General features: G+C 46.0%; 13 protein-coding genes. 6 read left to right on the top strand and 7 right to left on the bottom strand.

Annotation, left to right across the window (positions count from 1 at the left end):
• Nucleotides 1–27: 27 nt before the first annotated feature.
• From ACHLI0_RS08465 to ilvD, 4 genes are read right to left on the bottom strand one after another with little or no spacing between them, the layout of a single operon-like run.
• Nucleotides 28–771: an acyl-[acyl-carrier-protein] thioesterase gene (locus ACHLI0_RS08465; RefSeq protein WP_490748894.1), complete on the bottom strand. Its 744-nt coding sequence runs from the start codon at nucleotides 769–771 to the stop codon at nucleotides 28–30.
• The gene (gene ilvN / locus ACHLI0_RS08470) at nucleotides 771–1,334 is read right to left on the bottom strand and encodes an acetolactate synthase small subunit (protein ID WP_008761035.1); all 564 of its coding nucleotides are present in this window, start codon (nucleotides 1,332–1,334) and stop codon (nucleotides 771–773) included. The genes ACHLI0_RS08465 and ilvN overlap by 1 nt, the downstream gene beginning before the upstream one ends.
• 18 nt (nucleotides 1,335–1,352) lie before the next feature.
• Nucleotides 1,353–3,050, bottom strand: a complete 1,698-nt coding sequence (gene ilvB, locus ACHLI0_RS08475) for a biosynthetic-type acetolactate synthase large subunit (protein WP_234119507.1) — start codon at nucleotides 3,048–3,050, stop codon at nucleotides 1,353–1,355.
• A 47-nt stretch (nucleotides 3,051–3,097) separates the two neighbouring features.
• Nucleotides 3,098–4,900, bottom strand: coding sequence for a dihydroxy-acid dehydratase (gene ilvD / locus ACHLI0_RS08480; RefSeq protein ID WP_490748896.1), 1,803 nt, complete (start codon nucleotides 4,898–4,900; stop codon nucleotides 3,098–3,100).
• Nucleotides 4,901–5,377: 477 nt separating this feature from the next.
• Here ilvD and ACHLI0_RS08485 point away from each other — a divergent pair, with 477 nt between their 5' ends.
• A complete protein-coding gene (locus ACHLI0_RS08485) occupies nucleotides 5,378–5,953 on the top strand; it encodes an FKBP-type peptidyl-prolyl cis-trans isomerase (RefSeq protein WP_195440392.1) in 576 nt (191 codons plus the stop codon).
• Between the two features lie 152 nt (nucleotides 5,954–6,105).
• Here ACHLI0_RS08485 and ACHLI0_RS08490 read toward each other — a convergent pair whose 3' ends face one another.
• Nucleotides 6,106–7,395 carry an L-cysteine desulfidase family protein gene (locus ACHLI0_RS08490; protein ID WP_490748897.1) on the bottom strand — a complete coding sequence of 430 codons (1,290 nt, stop codon included), beginning with the start codon at nucleotides 7,393–7,395 and terminating at the stop codon, nucleotides 6,106–6,108.
• Between the two features lie 133 nt (nucleotides 7,396–7,528).
• Between ACHLI0_RS08490 and ACHLI0_RS08495 the strand changes: the two genes are divergently transcribed.
• Nucleotides 7,529–8,614: a PCMD domain-containing protein gene (locus ACHLI0_RS08495; RefSeq protein WP_490748898.1), complete on the top strand. Its 1,086-nt coding sequence runs from the start codon at nucleotides 7,529–7,531 to the stop codon at nucleotides 8,612–8,614.
• A gap of 91 nt (nucleotides 8,615–8,705) precedes the next feature.
• Nucleotides 8,706–9,491, top strand: a complete 786-nt coding sequence (locus ACHLI0_RS08500; protein ID WP_490749564.1) for a porin family protein — start codon at nucleotides 8,706–8,708, stop codon at nucleotides 9,489–9,491.
• A 15-nt stretch (nucleotides 9,492–9,506) separates the two neighbouring features.
• Here the strand turns inward: ACHLI0_RS08500 and ACHLI0_RS08505 are convergent, their stop codons facing one another.
• Complete coding sequence (locus ACHLI0_RS08505; protein ID WP_490748899.1) at nucleotides 9,507–10,070, bottom strand: calycin-like domain-containing protein; 564 nt, start codon at nucleotides 10,068–10,070, stop codon at nucleotides 9,507–9,509.
• Between the two features lie 158 nt (nucleotides 10,071–10,228).
• Here ACHLI0_RS08505 and aroC point away from each other — a divergent pair, with 158 nt between their 5' ends.
• Together aroC and ACHLI0_RS08515 are read left to right on the top strand one after the other, a co-directional pair.
• Nucleotides 10,229–11,305, top strand: coding sequence for a chorismate synthase (aroC, locus tag ACHLI0_RS08510; protein ID WP_008766481.1), 1,077 nt, complete (start codon nucleotides 10,229–10,231; stop codon nucleotides 11,303–11,305).
• A 101-nt stretch (nucleotides 11,306–11,406) separates the two neighbouring features.
• Nucleotides 11,407–12,771, top strand: a complete 1,365-nt coding sequence (locus tag ACHLI0_RS08515) for a dipeptidase (RefSeq protein ID WP_490748900.1) — start codon at nucleotides 11,407–11,409, stop codon at nucleotides 12,769–12,771.
• 125 nt (nucleotides 12,772–12,896) lie between these two features.
• Here ACHLI0_RS08515 and ACHLI0_RS08520 read toward each other — a convergent pair whose 3' ends face one another.
• The gene (locus ACHLI0_RS08520; RefSeq protein WP_008766483.1) at nucleotides 12,897–13,955 is read right to left on the bottom strand and encodes a linear amide C-N hydrolase; all 1,059 of its coding nucleotides are present in this window, start codon (nucleotides 13,953–13,955) and stop codon (nucleotides 12,897–12,899) included.
• 240 nt (nucleotides 13,956–14,195) lie between these two features.
• Here ACHLI0_RS08520 and ACHLI0_RS08525 point away from each other — a divergent pair, with 240 nt between their 5' ends.
• Nucleotides 14,196–15,071 carry a hypothetical protein gene (locus tag ACHLI0_RS08525; RefSeq protein WP_490748901.1) on the top strand — a complete coding sequence of 292 codons (876 nt, stop codon included), beginning with the start codon at nucleotides 14,196–14,198 and terminating at the stop codon, nucleotides 15,069–15,071.
• The last annotated feature ends 458 nt before the right edge of the window (nucleotides 15,072–15,529 follow it).

The following is a 15,529-nucleotide window of genomic DNA, read 5'->3' on the forward strand; positions in this document are numbered from 1 at the left end:
TGTTATTAATTGATTTTATACTCTATATTATTCAAATATCACTTTGGAACGGCATACTACCTCGCTGCCGTTTTTCTTCACCTCTACATGAAACTCGTTTTCACTCACCTCATCACAGAAGAAAGAGAGTTCATCTCCGAAATAACTTTCAGCCACATACGCCATTTCAAACCGGCGGATACGTTTCGTCTGATACAGTTCTATCGGAAACAAGTCAAGTATGTGCTCGATATAACGAATACTGTTTACGTGTCCGTTGATGTCGATATCACTGTATTTTGCCGTCAGCGTCGCAACAGGCTGATTACTTGTCACCTTGATACGCGAAGGCTTTTCTATCGGGCAGGGTTCATCGCATATATAATCGACGATGCTTCCTCCATGCAATGCCAACAGATCGGCAGGCTTACGGGTATTCAGATTGATCATCGCCCATACGGAACGGGCATAGCCAATCTTCTTTCCATCCTTGTCAATGACGGCAAAGTTACGGTCGGTAAACAGACGATAGATATTCTCTACCCATGTCTGAACCGAGAACTTCTCGTATTGGTAAGGCATCTCGTCCAGCTCGATCGCCAAACGGGAAAGCACCCATGTGTAATTCTCCTCGTTCAGCGTAGCAATACCAAATCCACGGTCGCTGGCATGAAAACCTGCGCAATTCAGCAGATGATTTCCCAGCACGCCCATTGTCAGGCGCCCGTTAAAATCTACGTGGAACGGTTCTGCCACAAACTGATAAGTCCCTATTTTATTTTCTTCACTCATTACTCCTGTTCCTTTTTACTTTGCTTATACTTCGCCTCCTGTCCGTCCAGGAACTCATTCACACGTTCGAAACAGCTGGTAGTAATAGCCACACGACCCGAACGGACAAATTGCAGAACGCATTTCAAAGCCCGAAGTTCTTCGTAAAGGGAAGTAATCTCTTCACTCATACCGTTCTTCTCGACGATAGAGAATACCGGATTCACCTCTACAATGCGGGCATTATATCTGCGGATCACTTTAGATGCTTCCGGAGTCTCCTGAAAAGCAGGAGTAGATACCTTATATAAGGCTATCTCATGGAAATAAATCTCGTCTTCCGTAAAATAGTGCGCCTGAATCACATCAATCTTCTTTTCGATCTGCTTCACCACCTTTTCGATAGTGTCCTTATCAGTCCACGCTGTGATCGTATATTTATGTACTCCTTTAATGGAAGAAGCAGAAACGTTCAAACTCTCGATGTTTATTTGCCGACGGGTAAATACAGCGGTCACCTGATTCAGCAATCCGGCTATATTTTCAGAATGAACTATAATCGTATATAATGTCTTATCACTCATAACTTTCTAAATTAAGGATTAACATTCCAGCAACATCTGATTGACTGAACCGCCCGGAGGGGTCATCGGCAGGACATTGCCTTCTTCTACCACACAGGCTTCGAGCAGGAACGGTCCGTCTGTCGAGAGCATTTCGTCGATGGCCGCTTTCAGTTCTTCCCGTGAAAAAACACGTTTGGAAGGAATATCGTAGGCGGAAGCGATTTTCATGTAATCCGGATTCAGCATCGGAGTAAATGAATAACGGCGATTAAAGAACATGGCCTGCCATTGGCGCACGTTGCCGAGATAATTATTGTTCAGGCAGATAATCTTCACCGGAGCTTTCTGTTCCATGATCGTACCCAGCTCCTGAATGTTCATTTGCAGTCCGCCGTCACCCATAAATACGCATACCGTGCGGTCGGGACGTCCGAAAGTTGCTCCGATAGCTGCCGGAAGGCCAAAACCCATCGTGCCGAGTCCACCCGAAGTAACGATACTACGTTCCTTGGTATATTTAAAGTAGCGGGCAGAGATCATCTGATTCTGACCTACATCTGTCACCAATATGGCTTCGTGGCGGGTCGCTTCGCTTACCGCACGCACCACTTCGCCCATGCTCAGTGAATCCGTTGCAGGATGAAGTTCGGGACGAATGACTTTTTCTTCCTCTACCGCTTCATATTCCTTGAAACTATCGACCCACTCGGTGTGCCGGTTCTTTTTCAGCAGTCCGGTCACAGCAGCCAGCGTCTTTTTGCAGTCGCCCAAAACGGCAATATCTACCTTTACATTCTTATTTACTTCCGCCGGATCAATGTCAAAATGGATCACTTTCGCTTGTTTGGCGTAAGTAGTCAAGTTACCCGTCACACGGTCGTCGAAACGCATACCGACAGCAATCAGTACATCACATTTGTTAGTATTGATATTCGGTCCCAGATTTCCGTGCATACCCAGCATTCCTTTATTCAACGGATGATCGGTAGGCAATGCAGAAAGTCCGAGCAAGGTACAACCTGCGGGCATATCCGCCTTTTCGATAAAGGTACGCAGTTCTTCCTGAGCGCTTCCCAGTTCCACTCCCTGTCCTACCAAGACAAGCGGGCGTTCGGCGTTATTGATCAGTTCGGCGGCAGCCTTTACCGATTCTTCGTCCGTATCGGGAACCGGAACATAGCTGCGGATAAACTCCTGCTTTGTCGGCTCGTATTTTGTTTTTTCAACCTGCGCATTCTTGGCAAAGTCGAGTACCACCGGACCGGGACGACCACTACTGGCAATGTAGAAAGCACGTGCTATTGCCCAGGCTACGTCTTCGGCACGGCGAATCTGATAGCTCCATTTAGCGATTGGCTGAGTGATACCTACGAGATCGACTTCCTGAAAAGCGTCTGTTCCAAGAAAGCCTGTTCCCACCTGTCCTGCAATGACAACGATAGGCGTACTGTCTATCATTGCATCTGCAATACCTGTGATCGTATTGGTTGCTCCAGGGCCGCTTGTCACCAAGCAAACACCGACTTTACCCGATACGCGGGCGTAGCCTTGTGCCGCATGGGCGGCTCCCTGTTCATGGCGAACCAAGATATGGTTCAATGTATTTTGATGGTCGTACAGGGCATCGAACGTAGGCATGATTGAACCGCCGGGATAACCGAAAATGGTAGTCACTCCCTGATGTTCCAGAGAGCGCATCATTGCCTCTGCGCCTGTTATTAAGTCCTTACTCATAGTTCTTTAATGGATAATGGATGATTCATAATGGATAATGAAGTGGATCAGTCTATTAATCTCACTGCTCCCTTATCGGCAGAGCTTACCATGCTGGCGTATGCTTTCAGGCTCTTCGGCACGTAACGGTCACGGGTGACGGGAGTCATCGGGCGGGCAGCCAGTTCTTCATCTGTTAGTCGCACGTTAATCGTTCGGGCGGGAATGTCGATTTCGATGATATCTCCATCTACTATTTTTCCTATATTACCTCCGGCAGCGGCTTCGGGAGAAACGTGTCCGATACTCAATCCGGAAGTTCCACCACTGAAACGTCCATCGGTAATCAAGGCACATTCTTTGCCGAGGTGACGGGATTTGATATAAGAAGTCGGGTAAAGCATTTCCTGCATACCGGGCCCCCCCTTCGGACCTTCGTGCGTGATGACGACAACGTCGCCGCTGACGACTCGGCCTCCGAGGATGCCTTCACAGGCTGCTTCTTGTGAGTCGAATACTTTGGCAGGTCCGGTAAACTTCCAGATGCTTTCGTCTACACCCGCCGTTTTTACTACGCAACCGTCCTGAGCGATATTTCCTTTCAGTACCGCCAAACCTCCGTCCTTGCTATAGGCGTGCTCCAGATCACGGATACATCCGTTCGCGCGATCTTTATCTAATTCCTGATAATAAGCTCCCTGAGAACCAAGTACGAGATTGAATCTGTTTCCTGCCGCACTTGAATATTTGTTCATTGCTTTTTCTGTTACATTCGGGCTGGTAATTGAATATTGATCGATCGCTTCCGCCAGCGACATGCCATCCACACGGAGAACGGAAGTATCAATCAGACCACCTTTTGCCAACTCTGCCAGGATAGCAATGATGCCACCCGCACGGTTAACGTCTTGAATATGATATTTTTGAGTATTCGGAGCGACTTTACACAGGCAGGGTGCCTTGCGTGACAGCATATCGATGTCGTCCATCTTAAAATCGACTCCTGCCTCATGTGCCACGGCCAGCAGGTGAAGCACCGTATTGGTAGAACCGCCCATCGCGATATCCAGCGTCATGGCATTGAGGAATGCCTGACGGGTAGCTATGCTGCGGGGAAGTACACTTTCGTCACCTTCTTCATAATATTTCATTGCATTTTCCACAATCAGTTTGGCTGCGTCTTCAAACAGTTTCGTACGATTTTCGTGCGTAGCCACGATTGTGCCGTTTCCCGGAAGAGCCAGACCGATAGCTTCATTCAGACAGTTCATCGAGTTTGCCGTAAACATTCCGGAACAACATCCGCAGGTAGGGCAGGCATTCTGTTCGATATTCGCTACTTCCTGATCGCTTACGCTGTCGTCCGCCGATTTAATCATGGCATCGATCAAGTCCAGATGCTGGCCGTTCCACTCTCCGGCTTCCATCGGTCCGCCGGATACGAATACGGTAGGGATATTCAGGCGCATGGCAGCCATCAACATTCCCGGGGTGATCTTATCGCAGTTGCTGATACATACCATTGCATCCGCCTTGTGCGCATTGACCATATATTCTACGCTGTCCGCTATGATATCACGGGAAGGAAGCGAGTAAAGCATTCCGTCATGTCCCATAGCGATACCGTCATCGATAGCAATCGTATTAAATTCCGCAGCGAAGCATCCCAGCTTCTCAATTTCCGCCTTCACCAACTGCCCGATTTCATGCAGGTGCACGTGTCCCGGAACAAATTGTGTAAACGAATTGACGATAGCGATAATGGGTTTTCCCATCTGATTCTTCTTCATGCCGTTGGCTGCCCATAATGCGCGGGCTCCCGCCATGCGACGGCCTTGTGTACTAAACGAACTGCGTAATTGCTTTTTCATTTCAATCTATCTTTTAATTAAAGAGCCTCCCTCACATCAGTGAGAAAGGCTCTAAATTCTATCTTTTATGGTACGAATACATACACAAAACCTTTCTCACGCTCTTGATGGCACCACCACGACGCGAATAATATGCAGAACTGCTAGGTTAATAGATGTATGTAATATATTCATATCTTCTTTTCTTTATTTTCGTGCTGCAAAGGTAAGGGCTTTTTTATTATCTCCAAACAAATCGAAGAAAAAAATCACTAAAAAGCGAATAATCGTAAGAAAAGAGCGGTAATAAACCTAAATTTTATCACTTAAAGGTTGAATTTGCAACTATCAGTTAGTAGAGAATGACTGTCCATTTCTGACAAAAGCGCTTAATAATCTGAAATTTACTCCGTATGCACCCGGTGGCAAGCAAATTATTCGTATCTTTGTCCACCCTAAAAATAAGGGATTTATTAATTTAGAAACTATAAATATCAGATGGAAACAGTAGAAAACAAGTACATCACCGTTGCATATAAGCTATATACAGTGGAAGATGGTGAAAAAGAATTGTTCGAAGAAACAAATGCAGAACATCCTTTTCAGTTCATTTCAGGATTAGGCACTACGCTCGAAAGCTTCGAGAACCAGATAACAGCTCTGTCTAAAGGTGATAAATTCGATTTTACCATTCCGGCAGATGAAGCTTACGGAGCCTACGATGAGCAACATGTATTTGATCTTCCTAAAAATATCTTTGAAATAGATGGCAAGTTCGACAGCGAACGCGTAACAGAAGGCAGCATTGTACCTTTGATGACCGGAGACGGTCAACGCGTAAACGCCAGCGTCGTAGAAATCAAACCGGATGCAGTAGTAGTTGACCTCAACCACCCATTGGCAGGCGCTGACCTGATCTTTGAAGGTGAAGTAATCGAAAGCCGTCCTGCTACCAACGAAGAAATTCAGGAACTGGTGAAGATGATGAGCGGTGAAGGTTGCGGTTGCGGATGCGACAGCTGCGGCAGCGACTGTGGCGATGACTGCGGTTGCGAAGGCGGACACTGTCACTAATTTTAAGTAATAGGTAATAAGTATTAAGTATTAATTCCATGCGGATATAAGCGGAGATTAATACTTAATACTTTTTTTATGCCGTTATTCCGGCTATTACTTATTACCTATTACCTATTACTTGTTACTTGTTACCTATTACTTATTACCTGTCAACATCCTCCTTTGTGCGTCATGATATCAAGCACCATCTTATCCGTTTCGTTCATGGCTTGCGAGCCGATTCTTGTCAGGTTACGGATGCTCTGATCGACATCTTCGTCAATAATGCCTTCTACAGAAGTCACACAACGGTCCTCCATTGCCATCATGGCAGATAATACGGCTGTTGAGACTCCGGTTGTTACTTTGAGTGCGCAGCTCGGTTTTGCACCGTCGCAAATCATTCCCGTCAGGTTGGCAATCATGTTTTGAACGGCAAAGGCTACCTGATTATAATTTCCTCCCATCAGCCAGGTGATTCCGCAACTGGAACCTGTGGCAGCTACTACACAGCCGCACAAGGCAGAGAGACGTCCCAGGCTTTGTTTGATATAGATTACAGTGAGATGACTCAACATTAAGGCGCGGATCAGTTCCTCTTCGGTTTTACCATTTTCTTCGGCAAATACGACAACGGGAAGTGTGGCGGATATGCCCTGATTGCCGCTGCCGGAGTTACTCATGACAGGAATCATTGCACCAGCCATTCTGGCGTCGCAAGCGGCGGAAGTATAAGATAGTATATGAGAGAATACGCTGTCTCCCATCACTTTATGTTCATACGTTCCACGGAGCATCTTACCTAAAGAGTGCCCGTAATTGCCTTTAAAGGCTTGTTCGGCGGCCGCTTTGTTCAGACGTGCCGTATCGAGAATAAAACGGATTTCATCCAGAGGGGATGTCAGGGCAAAATCATAGACTTTGCGCAGATTCAGTTCCAGTGAAGCGTCTTCTTCCTCTTCATTGGCAGTCTGTTGCTTGTCAAGCAGTACTTTTTCATCCGTAGCTATATAGACAAAGGTAGTATGTCCGCCGGCAATCACAGCCGTCGCTTTTTGGCTGCCGGCTTTGCAGATTACTTCGATGTACAGTTTTTCCGTGATATCTTCTTTGAGAGAAATACAGATTCGCTTCTCTGCGATAAACTGTTTGCCTTGTTCTACTGCCTCCGGTGTGCAGTCTCTCAATACTTCCAGTTGATATTCCGATTGACCGATCAACGCTCCCAAAGCTACGGCTATAGGAAGTCCGACCATATCCGTGCCGGGGATACCGACTCCCATTGCGTTCTTTAATATATTGGCACTCAATAACACTTCAATCTTTTCCGGTTTCACTCCTAACGTTTCGGCAGCTTTAGCTACACAAAGCGCTACCGCAATGGGTTCCGTACATCCTATCGCCGGAATCACCTCTTTTTTGATCAAGTCTATTATCTGTTTTCTTTCCGATTCAATCATACCCTACAAGGCTTTAGTTTCCACAAAAGTAGAAAATTCTTTTTTATCAAACATCCATTAGTGAACAAATAAAATTGCATATTGTTATAAAATCTCCCAAGAACCGAACTTTAACAGTTAGAATAGTAGAAAAATGAAAGCAAAACACGGTATTGTTTATTTGCTGCTAGCCATTTTCTCTTCTTCTTGCATCCGCGAAGAAGCTCCCAATGCAGAGGCAGATATACTAAGTTGCAGATTGCCGGGAGTAGTCATGACAACGAGTCCGATTATCACTAATAATTCCATCAATATATTTGTAGGACCGGGAACGGACATTTCATCCCTTGCACCCGAATTTACATTGACTCCGGGAGCCACCATCGATCCTCCCAGCGGGACGGCTAGAGATTTCCATTCGCCTCAGCAATATACCGTTACGGCTGCCGATGGCTTTTGGAAGAAGAAGTACACCGTGTCCGTTATTGATACGGAACTTGCTACCATCTATAATTTTGAGGATACGCTCGGCGGACAGAAATACTACATCTTCGTAGAACGGGAAGGAGAAAAAGTGGTGATGGAATGGGCCAGCGGAAACGCCGGTTATGCGATGACCGGAGTTCCCAAGACTGCCGACGACTATCCGACCTTCCAGATTGCAAACGGAAAAACTGGGAAATGCCTGTCCTTAGTAACCCGCAGCACAGGATTCTTCGGCGGACTCATGGGAATGCCTATCGCAGCCGGAAATCTGTTCATCGGTTCTTTCGATGTAGGAAATGCAATGAGCAATCCGCTGAAAGCAACCAAGTTCGGCCTGCCTTTCCGGCATATACCTACTTATCTGGCAGGCTATTACAAGTACAAAGCCGGAGATCAGTTTACAGAAGGCGGCAAACCCGTCAGTGGCAAACGGGATATATGCGATATTTATGCCATCATGTACGAAACCAGTGAATCTGTGCCGACTCTTGACGGAACGAATGCTTTCACCAGTCCCAACCTGGTTTCAATAGCACGCATTGACGACGCCAAAGAGACGGACGAGTGGACATACTTTAAACTTCCCTTCCATATGTTATCCGGAAAATACATCGATAAAGAGAAGCTAACGGCAGGAAAGTATAATGTAGCTATCGTATTCACTTCCAGCCTGGAAGGGGATCATTTCAACGGAGCTATCGGGAGTACATTGCTGATTGATGAAGTCGAACTAATCTATCGCTCGGAAGACTGATTCCATTCGAACAACGATCTGATAGCAGCTATGGAAGGCAGAACAGAGCAACTATAACGAAATAACTAATGATTTAATAATAACAATGAAGATGAAAATCCATTCCTATATATTCAGTTTACTTGCCTGTCTGGGGATAGCCCTCCCCGGCTATTCACAGGTTGACAGAAACGAAACGCTTATCCGTTCCGCTCTTCACGGACTGGAATATGAAATCAAAGCAGGGTTCAGCATCGGCGGTACAGCCCCGCTCCCGCTGCCTGTCGAAATCCGTTCGATTGACGGCTACAACCCGACGCTGGCTATCAGCATCGGAGGCGAAGTAACCAAATGGTTTGCCGTTCAAAATAAGTTCGGAGTCATTTTAGGGTTGCGGCTGGAGAATAAAGCCATGACAACGGAAGCTACCGTCAAAAACTATAATATGGAAATCCTCGGACAGGGAGGAGAAAGAATCAGCGGTGTCTGGACAGGAGGAGTCAAAACCAAAGTCCATACTGCCGGACTGACAATTCCTCTAATGGCTACCTACAAGCTGAGCAACCGTTGGAATATTAAAGCCGGACCTTATTTTTCATATCTGCTTTCAAGAGAATTTTCGGGGCACGTATATGAAGGATACCTGCGCGAAGGCGACCCCGTAGGTCCCAAAGTCGAATTTACGGATGGTAAAATCGCTACTTATGACTTCTCGGACGACCTGAGACATTTTCAGTGGGGCCTGCAAATAGGAGCCGGATGGAGAGCATTCAAACATCTCAATATATATGCAGACCTCACTTGGGGATTGAATGATATCTTCAGAAATGACTTTCAGACCATTACTTTCGCTATGTATCCGATCTACTTGAATATCGGATTCGGATATGCTTTCTAGCTAAGCAAAGACAGATTAATCCTTACCGGATTCCTCCACCTGCTTCACACCGGAGAAAGCAACTTTCACGGTCTGCTGCAATGCAGGCACTTTTACCTGAATATTCATCGTAGCATTTCCACCTTGTACCGTTCCTTCTATACTGGTGGCACAGGTACCCAGAGCGGCAGCATCTCCCTGAAAAGTAAGGTCTTGCTGTCCGATGAAAGTCGAAGCGTCCGTTTCCTTTTTCACTGCACACTTGTCTATCACGATATCACCGAACTTTAATATGTTTCCGTTTATAAACAGCTCAAATTCCTTCAGTTCCATCTTTACTTCCGTATCGCTGACCTGAGAGAAAGTAATAAACTTCGGAAGTCCGTCGGCAATCACAACTTCTTGGTCGGAGCCATCGGGCAGCATTGAAATATCGAGATTTCCCCAATACGTTCCCACCACATCGGGAGCAGTCACCACAGCTTCTTCTTCCGGAGGAGTCGTTTCATCATTGACCGTATTATCGTCATCACTGCTACAAGCCGTCAAAAGAGAGACAGAGCATATCAATGCCCACAAATACAATAGATTCTTTTTCATAATTTTCGGGTTTAGTTATTAAATAATCGTCATTTATAAACTAAAAAGAGGAAAAAAGGTTCAATTTGCTTCCTTTTCCGAAGATATTTTGAATTCACAACCTTCTTATCGAAAACTTTGTTATATTTGCATAGAGTAATTTTAAAAAAGCCACAACTATGTTTAATTCATTTGGCAACATCTTTCGGCTCACCAGCTTCGGCGAGTCTCATGGAAAAGGAGTTGGGGGAGTAATTGACGGATTTCCTTCCGGAATCACAATCGACGAAGAATTTGTACAACAAGAACTAAATCGACGCCGTCCGGGACAATCCATCCTCACCACACCACGCAAGGAAGCGGATAAAGTGGAGTTTCTTTCAGGCATTTTCGAAGGCAAATCAACCGGATGTCCTATCGGATTTATCGTTTGGAACGAGAATCAACATTCCAATGACTACAATAACCTGAAAGAGGTATACCGCCCTTCACATGCGGATTACACCTACAAAGTGAAGTACGGCATCCGTGATCATCGCGGTGGCGGACGTTCTTCTGCCCGCGAGACTATTTCACGCGTAGTAGCCGGCGCATTGGCTAAATTAGCCCTTCGCCAGTTAGGAATCAGCATCACAGCTTATACATCGCAAGTCGGTGCCATCAAATTGGAAGGCACTTATTCCGACTATGATCTCGACCTGATCGAAACAAACGACGTACGCTGTCCGGACCCGGAAAAGGCGAAGGAAATGGCAGACCTTATATATAAGGTAAAAGGCGAAGGCGATACCATCGGAGGTACGCTGACCTGTGTCATCAAAGGATGTCCTATCGGATTGGGGCAACCTGTGTTCGGCAAGCTGCACGCCGCCTTGGGCAACGCCATGCTCAGCATCAATGCCGCCAAGGCCTTCGAATATGGCGAAGGATTCAAGGGACTGAAGATGAAAGGCTCCGAGCAGAACGACGTATTCTTCAACAACAACGGACGGATTGAAACGCATACCAACCACTCCGGAGGTATTCAGGGAGGAATCAGTAACGGACAGGATATTTACTTCCGTGTAGTATTCAAACCGATTGCTACCCTACTGATGGAGCAGGAAACGGTGAACATCGACGGCGTAGATACGACACTGAAAGCCCGCGGACGTCATGACGCCTGTGTACTGCCACGTGCCGTGCCTATCGTAGAAGCAATGGCTGCCATGACTATCCTTGATTATTATCTGTTGGATAAGACAACGCAGCTTTAATAAGTATCAATATGTCAATCTACCCATGTGCCAATACCTGCACAAAAAATCTGTCAGGCTATTGGCACATCGGCTAAATAACCGCCAGTAAACTATTCATTATGAACGAAATTCAAAAATATATCGCAGCGAACGAACCGAAGATTATGGAGGACCTGTTCAGCCTCATCCGTATTCCCAGTATCAGCGCCCTGCCGGAACATCACGACGATATGCTGGCTTGCGCCCAACGCTGGGCACAACTACTGCTCGAAGCCGGAGTGGACGAAGCACTGGTGATGCCCTCCAAGGGTAACCCGATTGTTTTCGCACAAAAGATCGTTGATCCGAATGCCAAAACGGTATTGGTCTACGCCCACTACGACGTAATGCCTGCCGAACCGCTGGAACTGTGGAAAAGCCAGCCCTTCGACCCCGAAGTACGGGACGGATACATCTGGGCACGCGGAGCGGATGATGACAAAGGACAATCCTTTATCCAGGTCAAAGCCTTCGAATATCTCGTCAAGAACGAACTGCTGAAAAATAACGTCAAGTTTATCTTCGAAGGAGAAGAGGAAATCGGCTCTCCCAGCCTGGAAGCCTTCTGCGAAGAGCATAAGGAGCTGTTGAAAGCAGACGTTATCCTGGTCTCGGATACCAGCATGCTGGGTGCCGAACTTCCATCCCTCACCACCGGTCTGCGCGGACTGGCTTACTGGGAAATAGAAGTGACCGGACCGAATCGCGACCTGCATTCAGGACACTTCGGAGGTGCGGTAGCCAATCCGATCAATGTGCTTTGCGAAATAATCAGCAAAGTGACAGATAAAGACGGAAGAATCACCGTCCCCGGATTCTACGATGACGTAGAAGAAGTGCCGCAAGCAGAACGGGAAATGATCGCCCATATTCCGTTCGATGAGAAGAAATACAAAGAAGCCATCGGAGTGAAAGAACTCTTCGGAGAAAAGGGATACAGCACACTGGAACGCAACAGTTGCCGCCCGTCTTTCGATGTATGCGGCATTTGGGGAGGATATACGGGTGAAGGCTCCAAGACAGTCCTTCCTTCGAAAGCGTATGCGAAAGTTTCCTGCCGACTGGTTGCGCATCAGGATCATCACAAGATTTCGCAGATGTTTGCTGACTATATCTTACAAATGGCCCCCGACACTGTCCAGGTAAAAGTAACTCCGATGCACGGAGGACAAGGGTATGTCTGCCCGATTTCCCTTCCTGCCTATCAGGCTGCGGAAAAAGGTTTTGAGATAGCTTTCGGCAAAAAACCGCTGGCAGTACGTCGCGGCGGAAGTATTCCTATCATTTCGACATTCGAACAGGTATTGGGAACCAAAACCGTATTGATGGGCTTCGGACTCGAATCGGATGCAATCCATTCACCCAACGAAAACTTCTCGCTGGACATTTTCCGGAAAGGAATAGAGGCGGTGGTTGAGTTCCATCAGGAATATGCGAAAAGATAAAGGCTGCCTATAGCCGCACGCAGGACACGAAATTAAAAGAAGAACGGTAGACAAGCGGATAAATCCTTTGCCTACCGTTCCTTTTTATTCAAAAAAAGACATCTTACCACATAACTAACTATCAATTACATCACCGGAGTTTCGAAAAGGAAGGTAAATGATTGACTATCCTTCAAATCCTTCACGGCATCTCCTGCGTAAATTTCTCCTTTGGTCAGGGACAACTTCTTCACCCCAGCCTTCGGACTAAAATCAATCTTCTTCAAATCCAGCCAAAACAGGTTCGGAGTTAAAGTAGACTCAAAGTAATACACTTTATTCTTCTGATCGGAAACGGAACGCCAGCGAGTAGAAGAAATGTGAGGCTTCTCCGGTGTATTGATACCAAACGGAACGGAGACATTGCGCATCACACTCAGCACACTGGGGACGGCTATCTTTGCATCGGCAGTCTGCGGAATGGCGTGAATGTAGAAAGAGGCACGCACAAAACGGTCGCTCGAACGGTTCGTTCCCGGCAACATCTGTAATCCGCCCACTTCTTTCCAGTAATCATTGACAGCCAACTGCAATTCATAACGTGGAGAATTGGTCATCACCTGATATTCCTTCCCCTCATGGATACTCAGTTTGCCATCCAGATATTCGATCACTGCCGTGTTACCCGTTTCATCGGTAATAGCCATGTGTAAAGTAGATTCCGGTCCCCCGTTCGGCATACGGGGAGCGTCAATGCGGAAAGTCTCTTTTTTCATTTCATCAACCGCTTCACGCACCGTTGCAAAATTGTCAAGTACATATTGAGTCCAGATACTAATTCCCATTGCCGGACGGGTATCTCCGGGAAGTGAATAAACAGATTCCGGCAGGAAAAGCAGGCTTGCCACCAGCCCTTTTTCATTCATTCCGTCACAAGTACCTATATCATAGCCTGTTGCGATTACGCTTCCATATTTGGAAGTCCAGTTTACTGTTTTTTCTTTATTGTGTCCCGCACGCTGCATTCCACGTGGAAACACATAGATATTTGACATAATGTCTTCTTTCCAGTCCATCGTGCGACCAGTGACCACCATTCCGTCCGGTCCCAGATATACGGCACGCGTACATGCTTCCGCCGGCTGTATACCCATCAAAGAGACGGCAGCTAACACCAATGCAACACCCGTAAGTTTTTTCTTCATATTCCTTCCAAATTAAATAGTTGATACTCTTATATCTATAATAACAAATATACAACGAATATTGCCTGAGAGAGAGAAGAATTTAAGGGAAAAAAGGGAATTTATTCAGAAAAAATCTTATCTGCTCTTATTTGAGTTAAAAAAGCCTGCGGATGGAAGGAAACATTACACATTATTTGCTTTTCAAATGGGATTTCATTATTTTTGTACATAACCTATCATAAAAACTAAGGAGGACAAATGCGTATGAGACAAAAAGTTAGCATATCACGGCTTCCAATTCGTTTGGGAATCTTTCTTTTGCTGCATTTTGTTCCGCAGTTACTCTCCGCGCAAGAAAACAACGACAGCACGCACATACTTCGTAACGGTGCATCCATAACGCCGGACGAGGTACTTAAACAGGCCAACATTAACTTGTTTCCAGAAAAGAGCACTACATATTCTTTATATTCACCCGGACAGTTGGAGCATATACCCCGCTTTTCACTCAAAAGGGATATTTCCCTGCCTTATCAGACCAATCCTTCCCTACTCTTCCGAGGTGATTACAGTACAGGCGGGGTATTGCATCAATTCGATCATGGAGCACTGTTCGGTTCCGGAAGTCAGACAAGTATGGCAGGCATCGGTCGTTTCAACAGTGCTTCACTAGGTTATCAGCACATTTTCAATGAGCAATTCGAGTTACAAGTCCGTGCCAATGCACTGAAAATCAACATGTCACATATCACCGGACAGGCTTTCAGCACTTCGGGCGCCTTCCTTTATCATCCTTCCGACCGTGTCACCTTCAAGGTCTTCGGGTCATACGACATCGGAAATTCTTACGGGATGAGTACCCATAGCTACGGAGCTACGATGTCCGTCGATATGTCCGACCGCTTTGGGATGGAAATGGGAGTACAGCGATACTATGACGCGATGAGCGGACGTTGGGAAACGGTTCCCGTTATGATTCCTTACTACCATTTCGATAAGTTCACACTGGGTTTGGATGTGGGCGGTATTATATATGAAATTCTCCGCAATGCCGTTTTTGATAAAAACAGAGGTATAGGCGGTCCATCTGGCCCGACAATCGGACCACCCCGGATGCATATACCTATACGGTAAAATCCCGTTATCATAATACTGGTTTACATAGATCAATCACCAGTTTCGACCTTTGAAACTTTTAGTTTCACGCCTTGGAACTAATAGTTTCATGCCTTGAAACCATTGGTTTCAAAAGTTGAAACCAAAAGTTTCAAGCGTCTGAAACTATCTGAATGTACTGTTGATTTGATTGACTTGACTGCACGTTTCAATCACATTAACCATATCAGTTATTCCGATTGAGCTGTTCTCTTAGGAAGCATAAAATCAATTATTGGTCAATAATACATGATTTCTCAGTCTTTAATACCTGATTTCTCAGTTATTAATGGTTGAGAAATCAAACGTTAATAGTTGACACATCAGATATTAGCATCCTGTAAATCAAAAGATAACATTACAAAAACGATACTAATCAAGACGAGACAGAGTGAGAGCAACCGTTTGCTCTCATACTTGCCACCACGCTTGCTACC

The organism is Bacteroides sp. RCH18, assembly GCF_058231005.1.